23 protein-coding genes and 1 pseudogene are annotated in these 26141 nt (G+C 73.0%); 11 read left to right on the top strand and 13 right to left on the bottom strand.

Annotated elements, in window-relative coordinates:
- The first annotated feature begins 135 nt into the window (after positions 1 to 135).
- Positions 136 to 2895: an AAA family ATPase gene (locus IEZ27_RS18515; RefSeq protein WP_189648373.1), complete on the top strand. Its 2760-nt coding sequence runs from the start codon at positions 136 to 138 to the stop codon at positions 2893 to 2895.
- Here IEZ27_RS18515 and IEZ27_RS18510 read toward each other — a convergent pair.
- Positions 2855 to 3418, bottom strand: coding sequence for a ferritin-like domain-containing protein (locus IEZ27_RS18510; RefSeq protein WP_189648372.1), 564 nt, complete (start codon positions 3416 to 3418; stop codon positions 2855 to 2857). The two genes, IEZ27_RS18515 and IEZ27_RS18510, sit on opposite strands and share 41 nt — an antisense overlap.
- A gap of 178 nt (positions 3419 to 3596) precedes the next feature.
- Between IEZ27_RS18510 and IEZ27_RS18505 the strand changes: the two genes are divergently transcribed.
- The 7 genes from IEZ27_RS18505 to IEZ27_RS18475 are packed head-to-tail and all read left to right on the top strand — an operon-like array spanning position 3597 to position 10190.
- Complete coding sequence (locus IEZ27_RS18505; RefSeq protein ID WP_189648371.1) at positions 3597 to 3902, top strand: putative quinol monooxygenase; 306 nt, start codon at positions 3597 to 3599, stop codon at positions 3900 to 3902.
- Entirely contained in the window at positions 3899 to 4852 is a 954-nt protein-coding gene (locus IEZ27_RS18500; protein WP_189648370.1) for an alpha/beta hydrolase, read from the top strand. The genes IEZ27_RS18505 and IEZ27_RS18500 overlap by 4 nt, the downstream gene beginning before the upstream one ends.
- Positions 4849 to 5475, top strand: a complete 627-nt coding sequence (locus IEZ27_RS18495; RefSeq protein ID WP_189648369.1) for a class I SAM-dependent methyltransferase — start codon at positions 4849 to 4851, stop codon at positions 5473 to 5475. The genes IEZ27_RS18500 and IEZ27_RS18495 overlap by 4 nt, the downstream gene beginning before the upstream one ends.
- Positions 5472 to 6641 carry a low temperature requirement protein A gene (locus tag IEZ27_RS18490; RefSeq protein WP_189648368.1) on the top strand — a complete coding sequence of 390 codons (1170 nt, stop codon included), beginning with the start codon at positions 5472 to 5474 and terminating at the stop codon, positions 6639 to 6641. The genes IEZ27_RS18495 and IEZ27_RS18490 overlap by 4 nt, the downstream gene beginning before the upstream one ends.
- A complete protein-coding gene (locus IEZ27_RS18485) occupies positions 6638 to 7180 on the top strand; it encodes a (2Fe-2S)-binding protein (RefSeq protein WP_189648367.1) in 543 nt (180 codons plus the stop codon). The genes IEZ27_RS18490 and IEZ27_RS18485 overlap by 4 nt, the downstream gene beginning before the upstream one ends.
- Positions 7177 to 8136: an FAD binding domain-containing protein gene (locus IEZ27_RS18480; protein WP_189648366.1), complete on the top strand. Its 960-nt coding sequence runs from the start codon at positions 7177 to 7179 to the stop codon at positions 8134 to 8136. The genes IEZ27_RS18485 and IEZ27_RS18480 overlap by 4 nt, the downstream gene beginning before the upstream one ends.
- On the top strand, positions 8133 to 10190 hold the full coding sequence (locus tag IEZ27_RS18475; RefSeq protein WP_189648365.1) for a xanthine dehydrogenase family protein molybdopterin-binding subunit: 2058 nt from the start codon (positions 8133 to 8135) through the stop codon (positions 10188 to 10190). Before IEZ27_RS18480 ends, IEZ27_RS18475 begins: the two co-directional genes overlap by 4 nt.
- Here the strand turns inward: IEZ27_RS18475 and IEZ27_RS18470 are convergent.
- Positions 10144 to 11064: an AraC family transcriptional regulator gene (locus IEZ27_RS18470; protein WP_229824106.1), complete on the bottom strand. Its 921-nt coding sequence runs from the start codon at positions 11062 to 11064 to the stop codon at positions 10144 to 10146. The two genes, IEZ27_RS18475 and IEZ27_RS18470, sit on opposite strands and share 47 nt — an antisense overlap.
- A 72-nt stretch (positions 11065 to 11136) precedes the next feature.
- Here IEZ27_RS18470 and IEZ27_RS18465 point away from each other — a divergent pair, with 72 nt between their 5' ends.
- Positions 11137 to 11982: a M55 family metallopeptidase gene (locus tag IEZ27_RS18465; RefSeq protein ID WP_189648364.1), complete on the top strand. Its 846-nt coding sequence runs from the start codon at positions 11137 to 11139 to the stop codon at positions 11980 to 11982.
- 4 nt (positions 11983 to 11986) lie between these two features.
- Here IEZ27_RS18465 and IEZ27_RS18460 read toward each other — a convergent pair whose 3' ends face one another.
- The gene (locus IEZ27_RS18460) at positions 11987 to 13228 is read right to left on the bottom strand and encodes an MFS transporter (protein WP_229824105.1); all 1242 of its coding nucleotides are present in this window, start codon (positions 13226 to 13228) and stop codon (positions 11987 to 11989) included.
- A 56-nt stretch (positions 13229 to 13284) separates the two neighbouring features.
- Here IEZ27_RS18460 and IEZ27_RS18455 point away from each other — a divergent pair, with 56 nt between their 5' ends.
- The gene (locus IEZ27_RS18455) at positions 13285 to 14322 is read left to right on the top strand and encodes an ArsR/SmtB family transcription factor (protein WP_229824104.1); all 1038 of its coding nucleotides are present in this window, start codon (positions 13285 to 13287) and stop codon (positions 14320 to 14322) included.
- Here the strand turns inward: IEZ27_RS18455 and IEZ27_RS18450 are convergent.
- The 9 genes from IEZ27_RS18450 to IEZ27_RS18410 form a co-directional block, all read right to left on the bottom strand.
- Positions 14236 to 15474, bottom strand: coding sequence for a helix-turn-helix domain-containing protein (locus tag IEZ27_RS18450; protein WP_189648363.1), 1239 nt, complete (start codon positions 15472 to 15474; stop codon positions 14236 to 14238). The two genes, IEZ27_RS18455 and IEZ27_RS18450, sit on opposite strands and share 87 nt — an antisense overlap.
- Before the next feature lie 103 nt (positions 15475 to 15577).
- Positions 15578 to 18274 carry an AAA family ATPase gene (locus IEZ27_RS18445; RefSeq protein ID WP_229824103.1) on the bottom strand — a complete coding sequence of 899 codons (2697 nt, stop codon included), beginning with the start codon at positions 18272 to 18274 and terminating at the stop codon, positions 15578 to 15580.
- Positions 18275 to 18357: 83 nt separating this feature from the next.
- On the bottom strand, positions 18358 to 20685 hold the full coding sequence (locus IEZ27_RS18440; protein WP_189648362.1) for an ATP-binding protein: 2328 nt from the start codon (positions 20683 to 20685) through the stop codon (positions 18358 to 18360).
- A 168-nt stretch (positions 20686 to 20853) separates the two neighbouring features.
- Positions 20854 to 21534, bottom strand: a complete 681-nt coding sequence (locus IEZ27_RS18435) for an alpha/beta fold hydrolase (RefSeq protein WP_189648361.1) — start codon at positions 21532 to 21534, stop codon at positions 20854 to 20856.
- A gap of 185 nt (positions 21535 to 21719) precedes the next feature.
- The gene (locus IEZ27_RS18430) at positions 21720 to 22514 is read right to left on the bottom strand and encodes an alpha/beta fold hydrolase (protein ID WP_229824102.1); all 795 of its coding nucleotides are present in this window, start codon (positions 22512 to 22514) and stop codon (positions 21720 to 21722) included.
- A gap of 245 nt (positions 22515 to 22759) precedes the next feature.
- A complete protein-coding gene (locus tag IEZ27_RS18425; RefSeq protein ID WP_189648360.1) occupies positions 22760 to 23086 on the bottom strand; it encodes a DUF1048 domain-containing protein in 327 nt (108 codons plus the stop codon).
- Position 23087: 1 nt separating this feature from the next.
- Entirely contained in the window at positions 23088 to 23444 is a 357-nt protein-coding gene (locus tag IEZ27_RS18420) for a DUF1048 domain-containing protein (RefSeq protein ID WP_189648359.1), read from the bottom strand.
- Positions 23441 to 23767, bottom strand: coding sequence for a PadR family transcriptional regulator (locus tag IEZ27_RS18415; protein ID WP_189648358.1), 327 nt, complete (start codon positions 23765 to 23767; stop codon positions 23441 to 23443). The genes IEZ27_RS18420 and IEZ27_RS18415 overlap by 4 nt, the downstream gene beginning before the upstream one ends.
- A gap of 116 nt (positions 23768 to 23883) precedes the next feature.
- On the bottom strand, positions 23884 to 25197 hold the full coding sequence (locus IEZ27_RS18410) for a glycosyltransferase (protein ID WP_189648357.1): 1314 nt from the start codon (positions 25195 to 25197) through the stop codon (positions 23884 to 23886).
- Positions 25198 to 25336: 139 nt separating this feature from the next.
- Here IEZ27_RS18410 and IEZ27_RS18405 point away from each other — a divergent pair, with 139 nt between their 5' ends.
- A complete protein-coding gene (locus tag IEZ27_RS18405) occupies positions 25337 to 25816 on the top strand; it encodes a GbsR/MarR family transcriptional regulator (RefSeq protein WP_229824101.1) in 480 nt (159 codons plus the stop codon).
- Positions 25817 to 25853: 37 nt separating this feature from the next.
- Here IEZ27_RS18405 and IEZ27_RS18400 read toward each other — a convergent pair.
- Positions 25854 to 26141 (bottom strand): annotated as a pseudogene (locus IEZ27_RS18400) (IS982 family transposase); the annotation flags it as partial.

The following is a 26141-nucleotide window of genomic DNA, read 5'->3' as shown; positions in this document are numbered from 1 at the left end:
CGCGTTCCCTTGCCCGATCCCGCCGTTCTGCGGAGAGGGACGGCGGCGGACCTGGACGATGATCAGGTGGCGGCTATGATCGCAGCAGCCTTCATCCGGAGCTGGTGAGGCACTCTCCGACGCCGTGAGGTATCCGTGGCCAGCAACACACTCTTCGGCCGCCGTGCCGAGCTCGAGGAGCTGTCCGGTTTTCTCGGCGCGGCGCGGCGGCAGGGCGACGCGCGGCTGATGTGGGGTGACCCCGGCATCGGCAAGTCCGCCCTCCTGGCCGCCGCGGCCGAGCTGGCCGTCACCGCGGGGATGCGGGTGCTGCGGGCGTCCGGGTCGGAGTTCGAGGCCGACGTCAGCTACTCCTGCCTCAACCAGCTCCTCCTGCCGGTCGAGGCCGACATCCGGCGCCTGCCGCCGGAGCTTCGGGAGGCGTTGTCGGTGGCGCTGGGGTTCGGCGCCGGCGCGCCCACCGACGCGCTCCTGGTCTGCAACGCCGCCCTCTTGCTCGTCAAGGAGGTCGCCGCCGGGACGCCGCTCGCCCTTCTCGTGGACGACGTCCAATGGATCGATCGGGCCAGCGCGGTCGTGCTGGGGTTCGTCGCCCGCCGTCTGCAGGGCGTACGGGCCGCGCTGCTGATCTCCGCCAGGACGGGGGCGGTGAGCTCCTCGGCGCCACGGGGGCTGACCGAGATGGTCGTCCAGCCGCTGGAACGGACGGCGGCGGGGCAACTGGTCGACGACAACTTCCCGGACATGCCGGTACGCGTCCGGAAACGGCTGCTCGACCTGGCACAGGGCAATCCGCTGGCGCTGACGGAGTTACCTTCGACGCTGCTGGGCGCGACGCATCCCGCGGTGGCGCACTCGGAGGTGGTCCCGCTCAGCGACCGGCTCCAGGCGATGTTCGCCGCGCGGATCGCCGACCTGCCGGAACCGACCCGGAGAACGCTCCTGCTGGCCACGTTCGAGGGCACCGGCGACGTCCGGGTGCTCAGGGCCGCCCTGCCGGACGAGGCCGGGCTGGCCGACCTGGCCCCCGCTGAGCGGGCGCAGCTCGTACGCGTGGACGACGCCACGGCGCGGATCGCGTTCCGGCACCCGCTGATCAGGTCGGCGATCGTGGCGGGGTCCACGCACGAGGAGCGCCGTACCGCGCACGTCGCCCTCGCCGGCGCCCTGACGGGTGACCAGGAACGTCGCGCGTGGCACCTCGCGGCAGCCGCCGTCGGCCCCGACGAGACGGTGGCGGCGCTGCTTGAGGACTCGGCGCATCGCATCATGCTGCGCGGTGACGCGTTCGCCGCGGTCGCCGCGCTGATCCGGGCGGCCGAGCTGAGCGTGACGAGCGCCGATCGGGGGCGGCGGCTCTCCGAGGCCGCCTACATCGGCGCCGAGGCGAGCGGAGCCCTGGACGACGCCAAGACGCTCCTGACCGACGCGCGGCGGGCGGCTCCCGACTCCACCGGCTCGCTGCACGCCGCCAACGCGGCCGCGTTCCTGATGCTCAACGGGGACGGCGACGTCGCCACCGCCCACCGGCTCCTGGTCGGCGCCATCGAGACCGCCGAGCACGGCTATCGGGCCGAGGATCCCGCGCTCGTCGAGGCCATGCACACGTTGATGCTGCTGTGCTGGTACGGCAGCGCGCCCGAGTACTGGGAGCCGTTCTACCGGGCGTTGGGCCGGCTGGAGCCGCGACCGCCCGACGTGTTGTCGCTGGCGAGCAGGACCTTCCCCGACCCGGTCCGCACGGGGGCGTCGGCGCTGGCGAGCAGCCAGGTCATCCTCGACACCCTCGCGGACGAGACCGACCCCACGCGGATCATGCGGGTCGGCACGGCCTCGGTCTATCTGGACCGCCTGGGTGACTGCCGCGAGTCCTCGTGGCGGCTGGTCCGGCAGGGACGGGAGGGGGGCGCGCCCCGCAGGCACCTCGGCGCCCTCATGCACCTGTGCCTGGACGACTACCTCGTCGGCCGATGGGACGAGGCCGAGGAGCTCGCCCGCGAGGGACAGCAGGTCTGCGACACCAGCGGCTTCTCCTTCTTCGCCTGGTATTTCCGGTACAACAGCGCGATCCTCGCCGCCGGACGGGGACGCTTCGACGAGGCGTACGCGCTCGCCGACGAGATCACCCACTGGGCGCTGCCGCGCGGTGTGACGGCCGCGGCGCTGTTCGCCCAGCATCCGCGTACCCTCGCGGCGCTGGGCCAGGGAGACTTCGGCGCCGCCTTCCACCACGCCGCCGCGCTGAGCCCGCCCGGCGCGCTCGCCTCGTACGTGCCTCACTGCACGTGGGTCATGTTCGACCTCGTCGAGGCGGCGGTGCGGACCGGGCGGATGGCCGAGGCCAGGGCGCACGTCGAGGGGATGCGGGCCGCCGGCGTGGCCGGATTGTCGACCCGGATGACGCTGCTCCAGGCGGCGGCGGAGTTCCTCGTCTCCGATGACGACGAGGCGGGGGCGCGGCTGGAGTCGCTGCTGTCGGGCCACGCGGCCGAACGGTGGTTGTGGGACGCCTCCCGCGCCCGGCTCGTCCTCGGCGAGAGACTGCGTCGTGACAGGTCGGCGTCGCAGGCGCGCCGGCACCTGCTCGTCGCGCGTGACGGCTTCGCCGCGATGGCCGCCGCCCCCTGGGCCGAACGGGCGCAGAACGAGCTGCGTGCCGCCGGACACCGGCCGGCCGAGACGCCGTCCGGCGGCCCGGTCGCCCTGACCGCGCAGGAGTTGCAGATCGCCGAGCTGGCCGCGAGCGGTCTGACCAACAAACAGATCGCGGAGCGGCTGTACCTGTCGCACCGGACGGTGGGCGCGCACCTGTACCGCATCTTCCCCAAGCTCGGCGTCACCTCGCGCGCGGGGCTCAGGGATGCGCTCTCCCCGGATGCCGAAGCCCCGCGCTGAGCTCGTCGGCCTGCGCCTCCTTGTCCTCCAGCAGCCGTTCCAGCAGGCGGCGGGTGGTGGGGTCGTCGGCCCCGACCCAGCGCACCGCCTCCTGCAGCGACTGGATGAGGATCCGCGCGCCCACGAGATCCTGCGTCACGACGCCGGTCAGATCGCCGTCCTGGAACGTCTGGTAAGTGACGCGCGAGCGCTCGGGCAGGTGCCGCGGGTCATGACCGGCGGTGAACCCGAGCTGGGCGATGCGGGTCGCGAGCAGCCGCGCGCCGGCGCGGTCACGGTCGGCGCAGCCGTAGAGGAAGTCCGCGACCGGCCGGTGTGAGGGCCCGCGGACGAGCAGTGCGTGCTGCTCGTACTGCAACGAGGACACTACCAGGCTGGCCAGCAGCACGTTCAGCAGGTGCGCGACCGCTTTCAGCTCGGCCCGGTTCGACGGCGTGACCGCGCCGTCGTCCGCGTCGAACAGGGCCCGGTCCCGGATCTCCCGCATGCGCAGGACGGCCGGCGGCTCTGGAGGACTCGTCACGTGTCGATGGTCGGGCACCCGCCGGAGCGGCGCATCCGTCAAATGACCTAACCGCATCGGCGGTTAGGTCATCGGCCGCCGTGGGCGCTCAAGGCGGGAGTCGGATGACTGATGTGGCACGGCGGGGGCGGCGCCCACAGTGGGCTGCGACCGGACCCCACCAGTGAGGAGTGATGCGATGATCATCAGCCACGGCTTCCACGCCACCATGACCGCGCCGCCCGGCAGAGGCGATGACCTGGTCGCGGCCCTGCTCGACGCGCCGTCCCTGCCGGACGACGACTGCGTCGTCTTCCTCGTCGGCCGCTCGGCCGGCGATCCGGACACCGTCCACGTCACCGAGGGCTGGGTCAGCGAGGAGGCCCACGCCAGGTTCTTCGCGAGCGAACGGGCCCAGGCGTTCACCGCCGCCCTGCGTCCGCTGCTGGCCGGGCCACCGCGGTACACCGACGAGGTCCCCGTCGGCGGCAAGGCCGCGCTGTGAACGAGACCACCACGGCCCGCCCCGGCCTCGACCCCGAGCTGCGCGCGCTCCTCGCCGACCTGCCCCTCACGTCCGGGCTCGACGCGGAGGCGCTCGCCCGGCTGCGCCGGCTGCCGTCCACGCCGGTCGACGCGATCCTGCGCGGCCACGCCGCCGACCACCGCGAGATCAGCGCCCCCGTACCGTTGTCGATCTTCACTCCGGCTCGGGCCGATCAGGCGCCGGCCCCGTGCGTCTACTGGGTCCACGGCGGCGGCATGGTCATGGGAGACCGCTTCTCGCAGATCGACATCCCCCTGGACTGGCTCGACCTGTTCGGCGCCACCGTCGTCTCCGTGGAGTACCGGCTGGCGCCGGAGGCCACCGGCACGACCCCGGTCGAGGACTGCTACCGGGGCCTGCTCTGGGTCGCCGAGCACGCCGGCGAGCTGGGTGTCGACCCGGGCCGCATCATCGTCGCCGGAGCCAGCGCCGGTGGTGGCCTGGCCGCCGGGCTCACCCTGCTGGCCCGTGACCGGGGCGCGCCTTCGATCGCCGCACAGGTGCTGGTCTGTCCCATGCTCGACCACCGCGACAACACCACCTCCAGCCACCAGTACGCCGGCGACCCCGGTGTCTGGACCCGCGAGATGAACGAGTTCGGCTGGCGGTCGCTCATCGGCCGGGGGGAGGTGTCCGGCTACATGTCGCCGGCGATCGCCGACGATCTGTCCGGCCTGCCGACCACGTACGTCGACGCCGGGACGGCCGAGGTGTTCCGCGACGAGGGCGTCGCGTTCGCCACTCGGATCTGGGCCGCCGGCGGCCAGGCGGAACTGCACATCTGGGCGGGCGGCTGCCACGGCTTCGACGCGCTGTTCCCCGGGGCCCGGATCTCGGTCGCTGCCCGCCGTACCAGGAACGACTGGCTCGCCCGGGTCCTGCGGACGTCTGCCGGGGCCGGTCGGTGAGCGCCCACGACCGTGCCGCGTTCCTGCACGAGTTCGCGCGCGCACCCTTCACGGTCGGCGCGGTCGCGCCGAGCGGCGAGCCGCTGGCCGAGCTGATCACCGCGCCCGTGCCACGGGACGGCGACCCGCTGGTCGTCGAGCTCGGGCCGGGTACGGGGGCGTTCACGGCGGCGATCCAGCACCGGCTCGGCGGGCGTGGCCACCACCTGGCCGTCGAGGTCAACGAACGGTTCGCGCGACGCCTCGCCACCCGGTACCCCGAGATCGACGTCGCCGTGGCCGACGCCCGGGACCTTCGCGAGATGCTCGCGGAACGCGGCCACCACCAGGCGGACGTGATCGTGAGCGGACTGCCCTGGGCGGCGTTCACCGCGAGCCGGCAACACGACCTGCTCGACGCCCTCACCGGCGTCCTCGCCCCGCACGGCGCGTTCACCACGTTCGCGTACGCGCACACGCGATGGGCTCCGCCGGCCCGGCGGCTGCGGCGGTCGCTGGACGGGCTGTTCGAGGAGGTCGTGGTCAGCCGGACGGTGTGGGCCAACGTGCCGCCCGCGTTCGTCTACTTCTGCCGGCGGCCCCGCGTCCCGGCCCTGGCCTTCGGTTGGCGGGGCCGGTCGTGACCCTGCCGCGGAAGGCCCGGCCGGCCGTACGACCGGTCGGCGAGGACCACCGGGCGACGCCCTTCGAGTTGTTCTTCGACCTCGTCTACGTCTTCGCGATCACGCAGCTCACCGGCTCCATGGCCCGCGAACGCGACGCCGGCGGCGTGCTCCGCGGCCTGCTGATGCTGGCGCTGCTGTGGGGCACCTGGTCCGGCTACACCTGGCTGGGCAACCATTCCCGGGCCGACGGTGGTCTGCTGCGGGGCGGGATGGTCGTCGCGATGGCGGCGATGTTCGTGGTCGGCCTGACCATCCCGGAGGCGTGGGCCGGCGGGCCGGGCGCCCTCGTGCTGGTGGGCGCCTACCTGCTGGTCCGCTGGGTGCACCTCGTGGTCTTCGCCGTGGCCGCGGACGGCGACACCGGGCTGCGGCGTCAGATCGCCATCACCTGGCTGCCCATGACGGCGAGCGCGGCGCTCCTGGTGTCGGGGACATTGCTGGGGAGCTGGACGCAGGTGCTGCTGTTCGCCGCCGCCCTGGTGGTGGACTGGGCGGGCATCTATCTCACGGCCAGGAACGGTCACTGGCGGCTGCGCAGCCCGGCGCACATGACCGAGCGGCACGGGCTGTTCCTGATCCTGGCGATCGGCGAGTCGATCGTCGCCGTGGGCGCCGGCGCCGCGGGACGGCCCGTCAGCGTGGCGCTGCTGCTCGCGGCCGTCCTCGGCATCGCCCTCGCGGTGTGCCTGTGGTGGCTCTACTTCGACGTGGCGGCCGAGGCGGCCGAGCGCGGGCTGCGCGGCGTACGCGGCGAGCGGCAGGTCATGCTGGCCGTCGAGGGCTACACCTACGGGCACTTCCCCATGATCGCCGGAATCCTGCTCACCGCTCTGGGCGTCGAGGGCGTGGTCGCGCACGCCGGCGGGAGTGCGCCCTTGGGTGTGTTCTCCGCACTCGCGCTCCATGGCGGGGTCGCGCTCTACCTCGTGGGCCATCTGCTGTTCAGGCTCCGGATGCGGCGCACGCTCGGCCGCCGGCGACTGGTCGCCGCCTGCGCCGTCCTGGCCGCCGCGCCGCTCGCCGCGGTTCTCCCGCCGCCGGTCGGACCGGCCGTCGTGGTGGCCGTCCTGGCCGTTCTGATCGCCGTCGAGAGCACCGTAACCCCAAGAGAGGAAGGACCATGACCGGCTGTCACCGCAGCGTCATCTCGCTCCAGGTCAACGGCGTGCCGCACCGGCTGGACGTCGACAATCGCAGGACGCTGCTGGACGCCCTGCGCGAGGACCTCGGCCACACCGGCCCCAAGAAGGGCTGCGACCAGGGCCAGTGCGGCGCGTGCACCGTGCTCCTCGACGGCCGGCGGGTGGTCTCCTGCCTGACGCTGGCGGTGGCCGCCGGGGGCGCCGGGATCACGACCGTCGAAGGACTGGCCGATGACGGCGAACTGCTGCCGCTGCAGCGGGCGTTCGTCCGGCTCGACGGCTTCCAGTGTGGATACTGCACGTCCGGGCAGCTCTGCTCGGCGGTCGGGATGCTGGCCGAGCACAGGGCGGGCTGGCCCAGCGCGGTCACCGCCGACGTGTCCCCGGACGGCCCGGCGCCGGCACTGGACGCGGCGGAGGTGCGCGAGCGGATGAGCGGCAACCTGTGCCGCTGCGGCGCCTACCCGTCCATCGTCCGCGCCGTGCTCGGCACGGCTGCCCGGGAGGAGACCGCGGGATGAAGGAGTTCGCCTACGAACGCGCGGCGGACGTCCGTGACGCGCTGATCGCGGCCGGCGGCGGCGCCCGGTACCTGGGCGGCGGCACCAACCTCGTCGATCTGATGAAGGCGGGGGTGGAGGCCCCCACGAGGCTGGTCGACGTACGGCGGCTGCCGCTCGCCGGCGTCGGCGAGGCGCCGGACGGCGGTCTGGTCATCGGCGCCACCACGACCAACAGCGACCTCGCCGCCCACCCGGACGTACGGCGGCGCTTTCCGGCGCTGAGCCAGGCGGTGCTGGCCGGCGCGTCCGGCCAGCTGCGCAACATGGCCACGGTGGGCGGCAACCTGCTGCAGCGGACCCGGTGCGCCTACTTCGCCACGCAGGTGTGCAACAAGCGCGTCCCCGGCACGGGTTGTCCCGCGATCGCCGGTGAGCACCACAACCACGCCATCCTCGGCTGGACACAGAGCTGCGCGGCCACCCATCCGTCCGACATGGCGGTCGCGCTGCTGGCGTTCGACGCGGTCGTGCGGTACGAGACGCTCGACGGCCCCGGGGAGATCCCGCTGGAGGAGTTCTATCCGCCGGTCGGTGACACCCCGCACCGCGAGACGGCGCTGCCGCCGGGGGCGTTGGTCACGGCGGTGGTCCTGCCGGGGAGCGCGGTGTCCCCGCGCTCGCGCTACCGCAAGGTGCGCGAACGCGCGTCCTACGCCTTCGCCACCGTTTCCGTCGCGGCGGCGCTCGACCTGGACGGCGGCTCGGCGCGGATCGCTCTCGGCGGGGTCGCCTCGCGGCCCTGGCGCGCCCGGACCGCCGAGGCGTTCCTGCTGGACGCGCCCCTGTCGGCCGAGGTGTTCCGGGCCGCCGCCGAGGCCGAGCTCGCCGCCGCCGAACCGCTGCCGGGCAACGGCTACAAGGTGCGGCTGGCCGGCAATCTCATCGAGACCGTGTTGAAGGAGCTGCGGCCATGAAGAACGCGGTCGGGGTCGCGCAGCCGCGCGTCGAGGGCCGGGCCAAGGTGACCGGCGCCGCCCGCTACGCCGCCGACGTGCCCGTACCAGGTCTGGCCTTCGGGGTGGTCGTCCTGTCCACCGTGTCGCGTGGCCGCGTCCTGGACGTCGACGTCTCCGCCGTCCAGGACATGGCCGGCGTGCTGGGCGTGATCGACCACCGGAACGCGCCCCGCCTCGACCCGGCGGCGGGCGGCTTCTTCGGCCCGGACGGCCAATTACAGCTGTTGCAGGACGAGGTGATCCCCTTCGCCGGCCGGCCCGTCGCGCTCGTCGTGGCCGAGACGCTGGAGCAGGCCCGGACGGCGGCCGAGGCGCTGCCGGTGACCTACGACGAGGAGCCGCACGACACGGCCTTCTCCGCCGATCACCCGGCGAGCCGTCCGGCGGTGACGATCTTCGACGAGCCCGTGGACGTCGGCGACGTGGAGGCGGAGCTCGCCGCGTCCTCGGTGGTGGTCGAGGAGCGGTACCGCACCCCCGAGGAACACTGCAGCGCCATGGAGCCGCACTCGGCGACCGCGTGGTGGGAGGGAGAGCGGCTGGAGGCGATCGACTCCGACCAGGCGCCGTTCTCCATAGCCCGCACCCTGGCCACGCTGTTCTCCTTGAGCCCGGACCTGGTACACGTACGCACCGAGCACGTCGGCGGCGGCTTCGGCTCCAAGGGGCTCTGCGGTCCGCAGCTGATCCTGGCGGCGATGGCCGCTCTGCTGTTCGGCCGGCCCGTACGGGTCACACTCACCCGTCCCCAGGTGTTCCTGGCGACCGCGATGCGGCCCGCGACCGATCAGCTCGTCCGGATCGGCGCCGACGCGGACGGCCGCCTGCGGGCGATCCACCACGAGGCGGCGTTCGAGATCTCGCCGCTGGTGGAATACCTCGAAGGATGCACCGAGCTGACCAAGACGCTCTACGCGGCGCGGGCGATCCGTACCCGGCTCAGCGCGGTCCCGCTCGACATCCTGCCGCCGTACTCGATGCGGGGGCCGGGGGCCGCGCCCGGGTCGTTCGCCCTCGAATCGGCCATGGACGAGGTGGCCGAGCGGCTGGGCGTGGATCCGCTCGAACTGCGACTGCGCAACGAGCCGGTGACCGGTCCGGTGTCCGGCCTGCCGTTCAGCAGCCGCAACCTGGTCGCGTGCCTGCGCGAAGGCGCCCGCAGGTTCGGCTGGGACACACGCGATCATCGGCCCCGGCGGCGGCGGGAGGGAGCGCTGCTGACCGGCACGGGGCTGGCCGCCACATCCTTCAGCGCCGGGGCGTTCCCCTCGTCGGCCACGATCACCGCCGAGCCGGACGGCACCTTCACCGTGGCCATCGGCGCCACCGACCTCGGCACCGGCGCGCGCACCGCGCTGACCGCGATCGCCGCCGACGCGCTGGCGGTCGGCACGGAACGGATCCGGTTGCGGATCTCCGACAGCGGCCTCGGTCCCGCGTGGGGCGCGGGCGGCTCCCGGGGGACCACGTCCTGGGGGTGGGCGATCATCGAGGCCGCGGAGAAGCTGCGCGCCCAGGGGTGCCGCGGTACGGTCACGGCCGACACCACGGGGTCGCTCGGCGGGTTGCCGGCACGCGAACGACATTCGTTCAGCGCCGTGTTCGCCGAGGTGACCGTCGATCCGATGACGGGCGAGGTGCGGGTACGCCGGTTGCTCGGGATGTTCGCCGTGGGCCGCGTGGTCAACCCGCTCATGGCCCGCAGCCAGGTCGTCGGCGGCATGATCGGCGGGCTCTCCATGGCGTTGCACGAGGAGGGCCTGCGCGATCCGGTCTCCGGCCGGCACGTCAACGCGGACTTCGCCGGGTACCACATCGCCGCGCACGCCGACGTACCCGACATCGAAGCCGATTTCGTACCCGATCACGAGCCCGGCATCCCCATGGGCGTCAAGGGCGCCGGCGAGATCGGCAACGTCGGCACGGCCGCCGCGATCGCGAACGCCGTCTGGCACGCCACCGGGGTCAGGCAGAGATCCCTGCCGATCCGTCTCGATCGCGTGCTGGAGTGAGGCGCCTGGCGTCCTGGCTCGGCGGCACGCCGAACTGGCGGCGGTACTCGCGGCTGAACTGCGACGGGCTGGAGTAGCCGACACGACGGCTGACCCCGGCCACGTCGCCCGGGGCCGCGGCGAGCTGGAGGCGCGCCTGCTGGAGCCGGATCTGCTTCTGGAACTGGATCGGGCTCATCGCGGTGGCGGCCTGGAAGTTGCGGTGGAAGGCCGAGACGCTCATCCCCGCCAGTCTGGCCACGTCCTCGACGCCGAACGGCTGCGCGTAGTGGTCGCGGATCCACCGCACCGCGCGGGCGACATGGCTGAGGCTGCTGCCGGGCAGCCCGAACTGGCGCACGATCGCGCCCTGCTCGCCGGTGATCAGCCGCCAGAGGATCTCCCGCTTGACGAGCGGCGCGAGGACGGCGATGTCGCTCGGCCGGTCGAGCAGGCGAAGCAGACGGATGACGGCGTCGAGCAGCTCGGCCGGGGCGGTGCTGACCGCCAGGCCGGGCGGCGCGTCGTCGCCGAGTTCCGGCAGAGCGCCCGGAGCCGCCTGCAGCAACACCTCCGCGATGGCCTCCGGATGCAGGGTCAGCCCGACCCCCAACCCGGGTCGTTCCGCGTCGGCCCTCGCGAAGTGGGCGGTCACCGGCAGGTCGACCGAGGCGACGAGGTACTGCCCCGCTCCGTACTCGTACAGGCGGTCGCCCAGCGCGAAGCGTTTCGTTCCCTGGGCGACGACCGCCAGCACCTTGCCGTAGGTCGTCGGGGCCGGGGGCCGGGGGCGTTCGGCCTTGAAGATCACGACGTCCTCGATGGGCGTGCCGAGATCGGGCCGAGCGTGGCGGATGAGGAGGTCGCGCAGCTCGTCGAGGGCCATGACGCCCATCCAAACACCCCGCGGGCCCCGGCGACAGGCGGCTCGGCCCTCGGCGGGTGGCCGGTCACTACGGTGGCGGGTATGCGAGTATTCGTTTCGATCGACATGGAGGGTGTCGCGGGCGTCGCGACCCTCGACCAGGCCGTGCGCGGCGGCACCGGCTACCCGCGGGCCCAGGAGCTGATGACCGCCGAGGCCGACGCCGCCGTACGGGGCGCCTTCGACGCGGGCGCCGAGGAGGTCGTGGTCAACGACAGTCACGGCACCATGGACAACCTTCTGCACGCCGGGCTGGACCCGCGGGCCCAGGTGGTGACCGGCTCCCCCAAGCCGCTGGCCATGATGCAGGGCATCGCCGAGGGGGACGCGGTCGCGCTGTTCGTCGGCTACCACGCGGCGGCGGGCGAGCAGGGCGTACTGGCACACAGTTTCTCCGGCACCTTCCGCCAGATCCGCGTGAACGGCAGGCCGGTCGGCGAGTTGGAGGTCAACGCGCTCTACGCCGCGTCGCTCGGCGTACCGGTGGGCCTGGTCACGGGAGACGACCTGGTGTGCGCCGCCGCCGCGAAGACGCTGCCCGGAGTGGTGACCGTACCGGTCAAGCGGGCGGTGGGCTTTCACGCGGCGACCTCCCTGCATCCCTCCGTGGCGACCGAACGCATCAGGGCCGCCGCCCGCGACGCCGTCTCGGGCCACGCCAGGCTGGAGTGCCCGCCGGTCGAGGACACCCTGCACGTCGAGATCGACTTCACCACACCGCTGGCCTGCGACTACGCCATGTACGTGCCCGAGGCGCGGCGCGCCGGCGGCCAGGGCCTGGTACGCGAGGTCGGCAACGCGACGGACCTGATCAGGCTGATCTCCACCTGCCTCCACCTGTCGGCGCAGGCGACGAGGGAAACGGCCGCGGTGGCGGCACGGCGCTGACCCCTCACCGGCCGGCGGGGACCAGTGTGGCCGCGCGGCGGGTCACCGCGGCGGCGCCCGTCCCGGCCAGGACGAAGAGGGCGGCCAGGCCCGCCCAGCCCGGGGTGCCGTGTTCGACGGCGGTGGTGGCGAGGATCGGGGAGAGCATGGAGGCGATCGCGTAACCGGCCTGGCTGAGGCCCTGGTAGGCGCCGGCGCTGCGCTGGTCGGCCAGCTCGAAGGCCATGCCCCAGCCGCCCGCCTCGCCCAGGATCTCCCCCATGGTGTGGGCCGACGCGGCCAGGACGAACAGGACGCAGGCGACGATCACGCTTCCGTAGCCGGCCAGGGCGTACAGGCCGCATGCCGTCGCGAGCAGCCACGACGCGCGCCTGACCGTACGGCCGGCCGCGCGTACGTCGCCGGTGCCGCGCGAGGCGCGCACCTGGAGCGCGGCCACGAGCACGGTGTTGAGGACGAGGAGCGCGGAGATGATCGCGGTGGGCGCGCCGGTGGTGGCCACCCAGAGCGGCATGCCGACGGTCAGCAGCCCGAACTGCGTGGCCACCACGGCGTTGCACGCCACGCTCGCGAGGTACCTACGGTCCCGCAGCGGCGACGGCCCGGCGGACGCGGCGCCCTCCCCGGCGGCGGCCGTCCTGGCGGCGGTCATCCTGGCGGCGAGCTCCGGCACCCGGCGCCCGAGCCCGGCCAGCGGCACGGTGGCCGCCAGCAGCAGGACCCCGGCGACGACCACCGCCACCCGGTACGCCTGCGCGGTGCCGATCAGCAGCGCCGCCGCGGCGGCCAGCGTGCCGAGGCCGATGAAGACGTTCGTGACCACGCGCATCCGGGCCCGGACCTCGACCCGCTCCGGACCGGTGTACCAGCGCGCCAGCATCGCCTGCTTCGACGCGGAGCCCGCCGAACGCATGATCACGGCCAGGCAGGCGATCAGCGTGAACGCGACGGCGTCGGAGACGAACGAGTACGCCAGCAGCGCGACCCCGTTGAGCCCGGTCGCCACCGTCTGGACGTGGTGCGCGCCGACCCGGTCGGCCAGCCACCCTCCCGCGTACGAGGCCAGCACCCCGGTGCCGCCCGCGATGCCCAGTCCGAGACCCACCGTCGTCGTGCCGAGCCCGACGACGAGCGTGAAGTACAGCGTGCTGACGGCGTAGAAGACGCCGCTGGAGAGCGCGAACGCCATCGTGCTGACGGTCAGTGAGCGGGCGACGCGGTCCGTCGGGAGGAAGGTCTGGATCACGGGGCCTTTATCCCGCGACGGGGTCTTTGGGGCCAATTGATGTAGCGTATGGCTTCATGCCGGGGCTGATCGAGTACGAGCTCGCGGGGATGGACGTGGCCGACGTCCGCTTCGCCATCTCACCGCTCAACGAGCTCACGTTGTCGTTGCGCACGTTCCGCGACCCCGGGCGCTATCCCGTGCACCTGCCCTGGCTGCGCCGTACGGAGCGGGCCCGGTCCGCGCTGGACGTGCCCCTGCTGCTGGCGCTCACCAACGATGACATGTGGACGCCGGACTTCCTGAACCCCCGCCCCCACGCCCCGCTCACCCGCATCGACGACGAACTCGCCGCGGTCGCCCGCGTACCCGTGGACCGCATGCTCGACGACCTGCGCGCCGTCCACCCCCGGCTCCCCGAGCCGCTGCGCGGCGACCCCTCGGCCCGCATCCTGGACGCCCTGCGGGAGTACTGGCGCACCTGCTTCGCGCCCTGGTGGCCGAGGATGCGCGCGGTCCTGCAAGCCGACGTGGTCCATCGCGGCCAGGTCATCTCGGCCCACGGGCTGGCCGCGATGTTCGGCGACCTCAGCGATCGCGTCCAGCTGAAGGACGGCGTCGTACGCATGCGGCTGATCAGCGACGCCCGCTACCGGCGCGCCACCAGCGGCGAGGGCCTCACCCTGGTCCCGACCCTCTTCAGCCGGGCCGCGACCGTCCCCATCTCACCGTCCGAGCCCCCTTTGATCATGTATGGCACCCGCGGCGCCGGCACGCTCTGGCAGGCGGAGCCCCGCCGCTCCCCCGGGGTGCTCACCGACCTTCTGGGGGCCACCCGGGCGGGCCTGCTCACCATGCTGGAGACCCCCGCCTCGACGACCGAGCTCTCCGGCCGCCTGGGCGTCACCCCCTCGGCCGTCAACCAGCACCTCCGTACGCTCCGCGCCGCCGGCCTCCTCGCCGGCGCCCGCCACGGCCGTTCGGTCCTCTATCTGCGCTCGGAACTCGGCGACGCCCTCGTCACCGGATCAGGGCTCCGGTCCGGCGGCGGACTCGTCCCGGAGCCGGTCCCGGGCGAAGAGCCGGACCAGGTCGTGGAAGTGGTAACGCCCTGACGGCCCCTCCTGGAGCAATCCCAGATCGACGAGCTCGTCGAGCACCCGCCATGCCTCCTCCATCGACGTGTCGCCGACGACGGCGGCGACGGAGGCGTCGAAATCCTTGCCGGGGACCGACGACAGTCTCCGGAAGACCCGCCGTCCCGCCTCCCCCAGTTGCTCGTAGGAGACGCCGAAGGCGTTGGCGATCCTGAGGTCGCCGGCCCTGAGCTGGTCGAGGCGGCGCTCCTCGCCGGACAGCCGGGCGACGAGGTCGGCGGCGGTCCACCCCGGCCTGCTGACCAGCCGGTTCCCGGCGATGCGCAGGGCCAGTGGCAGGCCGCCGCACAACCTGGCGAGCTCCGCGATCGCCGGTCCGCTCTCCGAGGGGCCGCGCCCGCCCAGGATCCCGGTCAGCAGCAGCACGGCTTCCGCCGGCGGCAGGGGGCCGAGCCTCAACCTGTGGAGGCCGTCCAGCCCGGCCAGCAACCGCCGGCTGGTGGCCAGCACCCTGCTGGGTCCCCCGTCCGTGAGCAGGGGGCGTAACTGCTCCTCCGACCCGGCGTTGTCCAGCACGACCAGCACCCGCCGCTCCCGCAGCAGCGACCGGTACCGCGAGGCGCGCGCGGCGACGTCCCGTGGCGGGGAGCGGTCGGCGCCGCGGAACGCGCGGAGCAGCCGTGCCAGGGCGTCACCGGCGCCGACGGGCCGGGCGGACATGCCGTGCAGGTCCAGGAAGTACACGCCGTCGGGAAAGCCGGGCCGCAGGACGTGCGCGGCGCGTACGGCGAGCGTGGTCTTGCCCAGCCCCGCCGGGCCGGTGATGAGGCTCGCCCCCGCCTGGACGACGCGGCTGGTCCAGGCCAGCTCGGCGGTGCGGCCGGTGAAGTCGCCGACGGACCGGGGCAGCTCGCACAGGGCATTCGAGCGGGTGCCGTGGTCGCGCAGGCGGCCTTCCCTGGCCAGTTCGCCGAGCCGCGTGCGGGCGTGGCCGTCGAGTGCGAGCGCGTCGGCCAGGGCGGCGACCGTACGGTGCTGGGGTCCGGTGCTGCGCCCGCGCTCCATGTCGGACAGGGTACGGGCGCTGACCCCGGAGACCGCCGCGAGCTGTTCGAGGGTCAGCCGGGCCGCGTGCCGGTGGCCGCGCAACAGCTCCGCGAAACTGGTCAACGCGCGGCCGCCTGAGGATCACGCCCGCCACCGCGCCCCACCCGGCCGGGCGCGCCGTGGGCCAGGACGACGGGAGGTGTGGTCATGCCAAGCACGCTAGGTGTCAGGGCGGAGGGCTCTCTTGAGTCATCTGACTCGGATTCCTGTCCAGCGCGTCGCGCAGCGCCGCCCGGGAGGTGACGCCGAGCTTCGGGAAGACCTGGTACAGGTGGTTGGAGACGGTACGCGGCGACAGGAGCAGCCGCTCGCCGATCTGCTTGTTGGTCAGTCCCGTGGCGGCGAGCGCGGCGATCTCCCACTGCTGGGGGGTCAGCTCGGCCGAGCCAGGCCCGGCGGGGCGGCCGGTGGCGCGGAGTTCGGCGCTCGCCCGTGCCAGCCAGGGCCGGGCGTCGAGGCCGCGGAAGGTGCCGAGCGCCGCCACCAGGTGGACGCGGGCGTCGCCGCCGGTCCGGGTGCGGCGCAGCCGTTCGCCGTACATGAGTTGCAGGCGGGCCCGTTCGAACGGCCAGCGTTCCGCGCCCGGCGTGGCCACGGCCGCCTCGAACAGCCGGTTGTCGCCGGACGCCAGGGCCGCGGTGGCGCCGGCGACCATGGCGAGCCGCGGTGAGACCCCGGCCAGCGGACGTACGGCGGCGGCGTGGGCGGCCACCGCGGCGTGGCGGCCGCTGCGCCAGGCGGCCTCGACCAGGTCGGTGATGGTCCACAGCGCATGGGGGACGTACGGCGCCAGCTCGCCCGCCGGGCTGACTGCGGACGCCTGCCGGTGGGCCTCCTCGTGGTCGCCCCTGCCCAGCGCCGCCAGCGCGCCGACCTGCCAGGCGTAGTACTGGATCGCGCGGGCCCGGCGCGGGCCCGCCCATCGTGTCATCCGGTCGGCCAGCGCCGTGGCGGCGTCGTCGTCGCCGCGGGCGGCGGCCAGCATGCCCTTCAGGTAGATCCCCGGCCAGGCCAGCAGCCGGTAGCCGTGCCGGTCGCACAGCGCGAGGCCCTCGTCCACGACCTGCCGGAGCTCGTCCCACTCGCCCGTCAGGAAGGCGTCGTTGCCGAGCAGGAACAGCGCCTCGATCGCCGAGGTGACGGCCCCGCCGTCCCGGCCGTGCTGGACGACCCGCCACAGCGCCTCGCGGCACTGCCCGAGCCGGTCGACGTAGGCGCAGGCGATGCCGACGCGGGAGATGCGCGCCGGGATGATCTCCCGTTCCAGCCCGGAGACGACGGCGTCCAGGCGGTCGAGCGCCGGCGGGGCCAGGCGCGCCGGGTCGGAGAAGGTCCTGCCCAGGAGATCCAGCAGTTCGGGAGGGCGTGGCTTCAGCCGGTCGATCATCACGTGGAAGGACTGCCACAACTCGGCGCGGCCGCCGAAGAAGCACACCATGAGCAGGGTGTACAGGCCCTCGATGAGCGGCTTGTCGCGGGCGTCGGCCAGGGTCCCGATCGCGCCCGTCATCAGGCGGTGCGCGCTGTCCACGTCCCCGTCGCCGTTGAGCAGGTGGTACGTGCCCGCGACCGCGGTGGGCAGCGACTCGCCCCGCCGGTCGGCGTGGCGGGCCTGTTCCAGCAGGCGCGGCGCGTCGCGCAGGTCGCCGTTCACGACCGAGCCGAGGTAGGCCGCCTCCCCCAGCCGCCCGGCCCGGCCGATGCCGTCCGGGCTCAGCTCGGCCGCGCGCAGCAGCAGGGTGATGGCGCGTACGCCGTCGCCGCGTAGCAGGTTGGCGTGCGCCGCCGCCTGCAGCAGCGCGGCGACCTCCTCGTCGGGTCCCTCGGCCGCTTCCGCCAGGTGCCAGGCCCGCCGTTCGGGCCGGTCGGCCAGCAGTACGGCCAGCGTCTGGTGCGCGTGGCGGCGCTGTTCGCCCGTGGCCAGCTCCACCACCGCCGAGCCGATCAGGGGGTGGCGGAACAGCAGTCTTCCCTCGATCCGGACCAGGCCCATCCGTTCGGCGGGAGCCAGCGCCGCTCTGTCGAGGACGCTCACGTCACCGCCGCCCTCCAGTACGGCCAGCAGAAGCTGGTCGTAGGAGGCGGCCGGCAGGTTCCTGATCCGGGCGGCGAACACGGCCTGGAGGCGACCGCTGAGCGGCAGAACCTGCGGCAGCACGCTGGGGGGCGAGTCGCCCAGGGCGACCGGCAGCTCCAGCAGGGCCAGCGGGTTGCCCCTGGCGTCGGCCAGCAGTCGCCGGCAGGCCCGTGGGGCGAGCGCGGGGAATCGGGCGTTCAGCAGGGCGGCGGCGTCCGCGTCGGCGAGCGGCCGCAGTTCGTGGCCGGGCAGCCCGCCGTACTCGAAGAAGCCCTCCTCGCCCGAGCGGGACGCGGCGAGCAGCCCGGCGCGGCTGCCGGCGAGGCGGCGCGCCACGAAGCCCAGGACCATGGCGCTGGCACGGTCCACCCAGGCGATGTCGTCGACCACCACCAGCACCGGCCGGGAGGCGGCGGCCTGGCGCAGGAGCAGCAGGGCCGCGTTGGCGACCAGGAGGCGGCCCGGCGGCGCTCCCTCGCCCAGCCCGAGTGCGACGCTGAGCGCTCTCTCGTGTGCCGGGCCCAGGCGCGGCAGGTCGTCGAAGAGCGGGTAGAGGACCTGGTGGAGCCCGGCGAAGCTCACCTCGGCCTCGAACTGGGAGCCGGAGCCGCGCAGCACGCGGTGACCGGCGGCCAGCGCCCGCCCCGCGGCGGCCTCCAGCAGCGCGGACTTGCCCACCCCCGCCTCGCCCAGCAGGACGAACGCGCCGCCTTGGCCGACGGCGTCGGCGATCCTGGCGAGATCCCGTTCACGACCGATCAGCGGACCACCTGTGATCGCAACCACATACCGACCTTACGCCCGGGTTTCGCCCGGTCCAGCGTGCCGGCCCGCAGGTGGCGTCCGGGATGCCGGAGCCTGCGGAACCGTCAGGTGAGGTCGCGGCAACGTCTGCTCGCCTCGGCGTCCCCGACTTCCTCGTACGCCTCCGCGGCCCGCGCGTACGCGGCCCGGCTCTCGTCGTTCCGGTCCTCCTCGGCCAGCAGGGCCGCCAGTGTCTCCAGGGAACGGGCCTGCTGGGACGGCAGCCCGGCCTGTTCCATGAGCCCGATCGCCTCGGTGAGCTTCAGGACGGCTTCGGCCCGGTGGCCGAGCAGCGCCAGACATTCGCCGATGCGGGCCAGTGCGATGGGCCTGGTGAACGCCACCACGCCGGGCCTCATCCCCGACCGGTCGTCGTTCAGCAGCTCCCACAGGACGCGGTACTGCTCCAGCGCCTCGGCGTGGCGTCCGGCGTCGCGCAGGCAGGTGCCGAGGGCGCCCAGACACTGGCTGTAGGAATCGATGTCGCCACCCGCCCTGAACATCTCCGCCGCCCGCGTCTCCGCCTCGACAGCTTCGCCGAGCCGTCCGAGACGGCGGAGCGCGCCTCCCGTGTTGTGGTGGGCCGAGGCCGTCTCGTTCAGCGCGCCTTCTCGGACGGCGAGGTCCAGCGCCTGGGCTGTGTAGCGCAGCGCGGTCTCCGGGTCGTCCCGTGGGACCAGATGGACCCAGGCGAGCAGGTTCAGCTGGTTGGCCTGCCGGGCCTGGTCGCCCAGGGCGGCGGCGGCCTCGGCGCCGAGGGTGAAGATCTCGTGCCAGTGCGGCGCGTGCATCCACCGGTCGGAGTACCAGTCCAGCGACTCGGCGCAGTCCAGGACCTCCGTGTGCCGGCCCGTGCCCGCCGCGGCGCGCAACGCGCCCATCCAGTTGTCCACGTTCACGCGCAGCCAGCGGTCGGCCTCCTCCGGGGAGGACGGGCCACCGGCCACCTGTCCATCGGCGGCCTGTCCGCCGGCGGACTCGAACCACCTCCCGGCGGCGGTGGCCGTCCGCAGCAACCACGACGTCACCGCCTCCGTGACCGCCTCCCGGCCGGCCGGCGTGTCCTCCTGCCGGAGGCGGTCGCCGGCGAACAGGCGGACCAGGTCGTGGAAGCGGTAGCGGCTCCCCGCGCTGTCCTGGAGCAGGCCGAGATCGACCAGCTCGTCCAGCACGTCCCAGGCGTCCTCGACGTCGACCCCGCCCACGACGGCGGCGAGCGTGCCGTCGAAGTCCCGTCCGGGGATGAGGGACAACCGCCGGAAGACCTGCCGCGAGGAGGGGGTGAGCTGCTCGTACGACATGGCGAACGCGTTGGCGATCCGCAGGTTGCCGGCCCTGAGCTGTTCCAGGCGTCCTTGCTCGTTCCCGAGGCGGGCGACGAGCTCGGCGGCCTTCCAGCCGGGCCTGCTGACCAGCCGGTTGCCGATGATGCGCAGCGCGAGCGGCAGGCCGCCGCACAGCTCGACGAGCCTGGAGATCGCCGTACCGTCGTCGGAGGCGTCGCGTCCCTTCAGGATCCCGGTCAGCAGTTCGGCGCCCTCCAGCAGGGGCAGCGGACCGAGGCTGAGTCTGCGTACGCCCTCCAGCCCGGCGAGCAGCCGGCGGCTGGTCACCAGCACGCGGCCCACGCCGTCGCCGGGCAGCAACGGCCGCACCTGGCCCTCGGAGGCCGCGTTGTCGAGCACGACGAGCACGCGCCGCTCCCGCAGCAACGACCGGTACAGGGACGCGCGCCCGGCGACGTCGGCGGGGATCTCCTGCTCGACGACGCCGAGCGCGCGCAGCAGCAGCGCCAGGGCCTCCGCCGCGGGCACGGGGCGGGACGACATGCCGAACAGGTCGAGGAACAACACGCCGCCGGGGAAGTCCGGCCGCAGATCGTGCGCGGCGCGAACGGCGAACGTCGTCTTGCCCAGCCCGGCGGCTCCGGTGATGAGTCCCACGCCCGCGGCGCCGGGCGCCTGCCGGGGACGGACCAGTTCGGTGGTCCAGGTCAGCTCGGCGGCCCTGCCGGTGAAGTCGTCGACCGGCGGGGGCGGCTCGCACAGGCCGCGGGCCAGGTGGTCGCGCGGACCGGCTGGACGGTTCGGCTGATCGCGCGGACCGGCTGGACGGTTCGGTTGATCGCGCGGACCGGCTGGACGGGTCCAGTGGTCGCGCAGGCGGCCTTCGCGGGCCAGTTCGAGGAACCGGTCGCGGTCGTCGCCCGTGAGATCGAGAGCGTCGGCCAGTGCGGTGACGGTCCGATGCTGGGGCCCTGTGCTCCGACCTCGTTCCATGTCCGACAGCGTCCGGTCGCTGACCCCGGAGGCCTCGGCGAGTTGCTCCAGGGTCATCCGGGCGGCCCGCCTGTGGCGGCGCAGCACCTCTGCGAAGCTGGCCGGAGCGACCATGGGAGTCCCCCTCTCTCACCCCGAACGATCATTCATCGTAAGGAATCCGGCCTGGCTTGCCCATCGCCGGGCGGACACCACTGGGAGCCGTCCGCCGGTCAGCCGGCGGCCTGGGCCGCGGGCCCGGTGAGGCACGTGGTCAGGCCGCCGGCCCGGTGAGAGGCGTGGTCAGGCCGCGGCCTGGCGGATCAGGTCGGCGACGGCGGCGGGCTGGGAGACGTAGACCGCGTGGCTGCCGATGACCTCGACCACGGTCGCGCCCGACCGTTCGGCCATCGCGCGCTGCGCCGGGGGCGGGATCATGCGGTCCTCGGTGGCCACCAGGTACCAGGCGGGCTTGTGCCGCCAGGCGGGTTCGGTGACCGTGCCGCCGAGCGCGTCCACGCCCCACGGCACCTGCGAGTCGGCCATGAACGCCGCCGCCCGGTCCGGCAGGTCCGCGGCGAACGAGCCGTGGAACTTGTCCCGGTCGAGGAACAGGAACCCCTCCACGGGCGGCAGGATCGGCGGCACCGGCGCGCCGGGCGGCGGGTCGGCGATCAGCGTGTTGACCGACTCGCCCTTGTCGGGCGCGAACGCGGCGATGTAGGCGAGCGCGGCGGCGTTGGGGTGGGTGCCCGCCTCGCTGATGACGACGCCGCCGTAGGAGTGGCCGACCAGTACGGCGGGCCCGTCCAGGGCATCGAGGGCGCGGCGGGTCACCGCGACGTCGTCCTCCAGCGACAACGTCGGATTCTGCACCACGTGGACGCGGAAGCCGTCCCTGGTCAGCTCGTCGTAGACGCCCTGCCAGCCGGATCCGTCCACGAAGCCACCGTGCACGAGCACGATGTTCCTGATGGTGGTCATGGTCACTCCCGACCTGGATGGACAGGCCCGGCGCCTGTCCCCGTACGCCCGATCCAAGTGGGGGACGTGACTTCAGGCCACGCAGAACAGCACGCAGAAGTGTCCTCCGGGACCGCAGCCCAGGTGGTCCCCTGTCGCGGGAACGGCCCGGCCCGTGCTCGGCCGGTCGATCGTGACGGCGTACGTCACGGCTTGGCCGGCCGCCCGGCCGTAGTGGCGGCGAGCTCGCGTACGGCCTGGGCGACCGCGTGGGAGTCGTTGCGCAGGATCTTGCTGTGGTTGCTCGCGACCTTCGCGCTGATCTTGACGTTCGGGTTGCGGGCGAGCACCGGGTCGAGCACGGTCCGTCCCTGTTCCATCTCCCCCTTCTCGCTCCCGAGGCTGTCACCCGTGGCCAGGACGAACCGCACCGGGCAGGTCAGGCGTTCGAGTACCGGCACGCCGGCGGCGGCGATCTCGTTGAGTTCGATGTTGACCTCGGCGTGCTGGCCGGCGCTCATCCGCGCGGCCAGGCCCAGCCGGGCGGCGATCGGGAAGAGGAACCGCATGCGGCGGAACAGCTTGCGGATCCGCTCCGCGCCGGCCTCGCCGGTGAGACCGACCGGAAAGGCGTCGACCGTGACCAGGCCGGCGACGCGGTCCGGATGCCGGTCGGCCCAGTGCCACCCCAGCACCCCGCCGTAGGACCAGCCCACCAGGATCGGCCGGTCCACCCCTCTCGCCTTGAGCACCTCGTCGAGGTCACGGACGCACGCCTCGAACGAGTAGTCCGCCGAGCGCTTCGACCTGCCGCGGGCGCGCTCGTCGTAGGTGATGTGCCGGTAGTCACCGCCGAGGTCGGCGATGACGCGCCGCCAGTGTGACTGGTCGGCGTAGGCGCCGTTGAGATAGACGACAGGGATGCCGGGGCCGCCGGTGTCGGTCAGGGCCAGCGCCGTGTCGTCGACCGGCAGCATGCCGGTCCACTTCGCATTGGTCATGGTTTCCTCGCCTCTGTCTTTCGGCCTCTTTCGGCCTCTTTCGGGCATGGAGGAGAACCTCTCCGTGCCGGGCAGCCTCGGAGAGGGAATTCGCGGTGAGCGCGCCGTACGCAGGCTTGGGGGCGATGTCGCCGGTGGTCTCGCGAGGTCGGGAGCGGGTTCACCAGGACCGGAACGGGCGAGGACGTCATCCGTTCCGTGGCGCCCGGCGGCACGGGCGCTGGGCGAGCGGTGATGGCTGGGTGTTACTTCCCGGCCGTGCCGGGGCCGTTGCCGATGGACTCCTGGTAGAGGTCAGCGTAGGTACGCGAGTCCTTGACCAGGTCGTCGCAGAAGGCGGCGACGTCGTCGCCGATGAGTTCCAGAACCCCCTTGCCCGCCACGACGCCCTCCTCGAAGAAGTCGAGCAACCCTGGGAGCAGGGACCCGCCGAGCAGGTCGACCGGTCCGACCTTGAAGAGGTACCTCTGCATCTCCTTGTAGACGATCTGATAGTCCGGCGGCAGCGCCTTCACCCGCGCCATGTGCGCCCGCCACTGCTTCTTGCCTTCGATGATGTCCTGGATGCCCACGTCAGCCTCCCAGCCGGCCCAGTTTCCTTGCGACGTTCCTGTTCAACTGCTCGCGCCATCGGTCGCGATAGTTCCGGGCCCCTTCTCCGCCGGCCAGCGCCGCGCAGAAGCCACCGACGTCGTCGCCCAGCACGTCGTGAACGCTCTGCCCGTCGGCCGCGGTCTCCTCCAGCAGCCCCAGAACACCGTCGAGAATCGGCATCAGGTTCCGGCCCGAGAAGTCCCCGTACGGAAAGAGGTGACCTTTGATCTCTTCCCAGGCGGCCCGGTAGTCGGCCGGCAACGCCCCGGCCCGGACTTCGAACGCCTTCCAGTCCCTGGTGAGATCGCTGCCTGTCATGGTCTCCCAGATGTTCATCTCCCGCCCTCCTTGAGCTTGTCGATCCGCGATGTGACGTACTCCCATTTCGCCCAGAACGTCGCGAGTTCTCTGCGCCCCGCGTCGTTGAGCGCGTAGAACTTGCGCGGCGGGCCCATCCCGGACGGTCGTTTCGTCACCTGGACGAGCCCGTTCTTCTCCAGCCGCAGCAGAATGGTGTAAACCGTCCCCTCGACGACGTCGGCGAAGCCGAGTTCGTTCAGCCGGCGCGTGATGGCGTACCCGTAGGTCTCCTCGCTGCCGATGATTTCGAGCACGCAGCCCTCAAGCGTGCCCTTCAGCATCTCCGTCAGGTCGTCCATCGTGGTCCTCTTCGCCGCCCCAGGTACCTTGTAGTACCAAGTACCACTACACAGTACCACAGAGTAGCGAATCCCTGTCGAGCCCGGACTGCCCACGCGGCCACGACGCCTTCGAGTCAGAGGCGCGACTGTCCCCTTGCCCCGTCCTTGGTGTGATCTTCCAGAATCGTGACAGCACGATCGAGGCCGTTCTCTGCCCGTACGCGCCGCCCGAGGTCGGCGGCGGTGGTCGCCATCCGGGTATCGGTGGCGGCCAGGCGGATGGCGGCGGCCAGGCCGTCCGGGGTCAGGCGCCGCTGCGGCTGAGGCGGCACGGCGACACCCGCGGCGTGCGCGCGGGCCGCCCAGAACGGCTGGTCGGCGACGAACGGGCAGATCACCTGTGGTCGTCCGGCGAGCAGGGCCGCGGCGGTGGTGCCGCTGCCGCCGTGATGGACGATCGCGGCCATGCGCGGCAGCAGCCAGTCGTGCGGCGCCTGATCGAGCAGGTGAACGCCGTCGGGCAGGTCGGCAGCCTCGATGCCGCCCCAGCCGGTGGCCAGCACGGCACGCACCCCGGCCCGCCGGACGGCCTCGGCGACGATGCGGCCGAGCCGCAGCGGGTCGGTGCCTGCCATGCTGCCGAACCCGATGTACACCGGCGGCGGCCCGTCGGCCAGGAACGCGGCCAGTTCCGGCGAGGGCGTCCAGTCCGGCGGGGCGGGCAGGTGCCAGAAGCCGGTGGTGTGCACCCATGCCGGATAGTCCAGGCCGCCCGGTGTGTCGTGGGGCAGCAGGTGACGACTGAAGGCGTGCAGGACGGTTGCCGGGCCACCGTCGGGACGGCGCAGGATGTCGTGCCGGCCGCGCCGCCGCGGCAGGTCCAGCCGCGTGCGCAGGTCGTCGGCGATGCCGGCGAAGGAGCGCAGCATCAGCTTGATCGGCAGGTAGGACGCCCGGTTCAGCACCTTGGGCAACGGCACCGGCAGCATCGGGTTGCGGAAGGCGGCGGTGGGCACCCATATGGGCTGCAACGCGGCGGGCACCGCGGGCACGCCGAGCCGTTCGGCGATGTGCCGACCCGGCATGCCGGGCGCGTGCACGACCAGGTCGGCGCCCTGTCCGTCCCCGTCCACCGCCACGTCGGCCATGTCGGCGAAGACCTCGGCCATGAGGGGCTTGCTGCGGCGCATCACCCGCAGAGCGACCATCTTGCCGCGCAGGCCGCGGTAGTTGGTCTCGATCGCCTGGCGGATGCCGGGGTCGTCGATGAGCGTGTTCGGGCCGTCGTGCAGGGGCGCGAAGACGATGCCGTGCGGGCCGGCCAGGCCGGCCATGGCGGCGGGGGCCGCCAGGACGGCCTCGTGCCCGGCCCGGTTCAGGGCGAGGGCCAGTGCGGCGTACGGCTGGACGTCGCCGCGGGTGCCGTGGGTGAGGATGAGGACCTTCATCGGCGCTCCTTGTTCGAAAGGACTGTCACGCTCGCCGACCAGACTTCCCGGCACACCACCGGCCCAGCGAAGGGCCGAATGACGGCAATATAGCGAAATTTCAGAAATTTCTGAAGAGTGGGTAGTTCGGCTATGATCCATGCCAGGAGGTGACGAGGTGACCGACCAGGAACGACGGCAGGCCGCCGAACGGCTGGCGCTGGTGCTGACCGAGGGCGGGTTGCAGCGCATGTCGGCACGCGTTCTGGCGTTCTTCCTGTTCACCGACGCCGAGACGGTCACCATGGGCGACATCGCCGACCGGCTCGGCGCCAGCGCGGGCTCGGTGTCCGGCGCGGTCAAGGCCCTGCTGGCGACCGGCCTGATCGAACGCCTGCCCGCGCCCGGCAGCCGCCGGGAGCACTACCGGCTACGCGACAACGCCTGGCCCACCTTGTTCTCCACCCAGAACACCATGGTGGACGTCATGCTGCAGGCCGCCGAGACCGGCATCGCCACCACCGTTTCCGGCGACCCGGCCCACACCCGGCTGGCGCGGATGCGCGACTTCTACCGGTTCCTGCTGAGCGAACTACCCGGCCTGCTCCACCGCTGGGAACAGAGCCACACACTCCGCTGAGGACGCGCACCCCCTAGATCACTGATGTGAATTTGGGTTAATGGTCGTAGGCGGTCAGTGATCGTTTGACGGGTGCGCCGGTGTTCCAGTTGTGCCAGATCACGGCGTTGAGGGCGAGGACGCGTTGGCTGACCCGCGCCCAAAGGCCGTCGGTGGTGCGGGCATTGTGGCGTTCGAGGCCGAGCTGGTTCTTCAACGTCCAGATGATCGCTTCGATGCGTTGGCGTAGCCAGCCGGGGAACGGCAGAGCAGGCGCGGGTTCGTCCTGACGGGCCGGCCGGATCAATCGATGGCCCAGGTCAGCGGCAGCCTTCTCGATGCCGGC

Source organism: Nonomuraea spiralis, assembly GCF_014648435.1.
GTDB classification, from domain to species: Bacteria; Actinomycetota; Actinomycetes; order Streptosporangiales; family Streptosporangiaceae; genus Nonomuraea; species Nonomuraea spiralis.
Note: the sequence above shows the minus strand (reverse complement) of the source record. Positions and strands in the feature narration are given on the sequence as shown.

Coding starts and splice junctions, on each gene's coding strand:
- IEZ27_RS18505 (WP_189648371.1), top strand. CDS start 3,597: ATGATCATCAGCCACGGCTTCCACGCCACCATGACCGCGCCGCCCGGC.
- IEZ27_RS18435 (WP_189648361.1), bottom strand. CDS start 21,534: ATGACCACCATCAGGAACATCGTGCTCGTGCACGGTGGCTTCGTGGAC.
- IEZ27_RS18440 (WP_189648362.1), bottom strand. CDS start 20,685: ATGGTCGCTCCGGCCAGCTTCGCAGAGGTGCTGCGCCGCCACAGGCGG.
- IEZ27_RS18485 (WP_189648367.1), top strand. CDS start 6,638: ATGACCGGCTGTCACCGCAGCGTCATCTCGCTCCAGGTCAACGGCGTG.
- IEZ27_RS18455 (WP_229824104.1), top strand. CDS start 13,285: ATGCCGGGGCTGATCGAGTACGAGCTCGCGGGGATGGACGTGGCCGAC.
- IEZ27_RS18410 (WP_189648357.1), bottom strand. CDS start 25,197: ATGAAGGTCCTCATCCTCACCCACGGCACCCGCGGCGACGTCCAGCCG.
- IEZ27_RS18415 (WP_189648358.1), bottom strand. CDS start 23,767: ATGGACGACCTGACGGAGATGCTGAAGGGCACGCTTGAGGGCTGCGTG.
- IEZ27_RS18480 (WP_189648366.1), top strand. CDS start 7,177: ATGAAGGAGTTCGCCTACGAACGCGCGGCGGACGTCCGTGACGCGCTG.
- IEZ27_RS18405 (WP_229824101.1), top strand. CDS start 25,337: ATGCCAGGAGGTGACGAGGTGACCGACCAGGAACGACGGCAGGCCGCC.
- IEZ27_RS18475 (WP_189648365.1), top strand. CDS start 8,133: ATGAAGAACGCGGTCGGGGTCGCGCAGCCGCGCGTCGAGGGCCGGGCC.
- IEZ27_RS18470 (WP_229824106.1), bottom strand. CDS start 11,064: ATGGGCGTCATGGCCCTCGACGAGCTGCGCGACCTCCTCATCCGCCAC.
- IEZ27_RS18430 (WP_229824102.1), bottom strand. CDS start 22,514: ATGACCAATGCGAAGTGGACCGGCATGCTGCCGGTCGACGACACGGCG.
- IEZ27_RS18465 (WP_189648364.1), top strand. CDS start 11,137: ATGCGAGTATTCGTTTCGATCGACATGGAGGGTGTCGCGGGCGTCGCG.
- IEZ27_RS18420 (WP_189648359.1), bottom strand. CDS start 23,444: ATGAACATCTGGGAGACCATGACAGGCAGCGATCTCACCAGGGACTGG.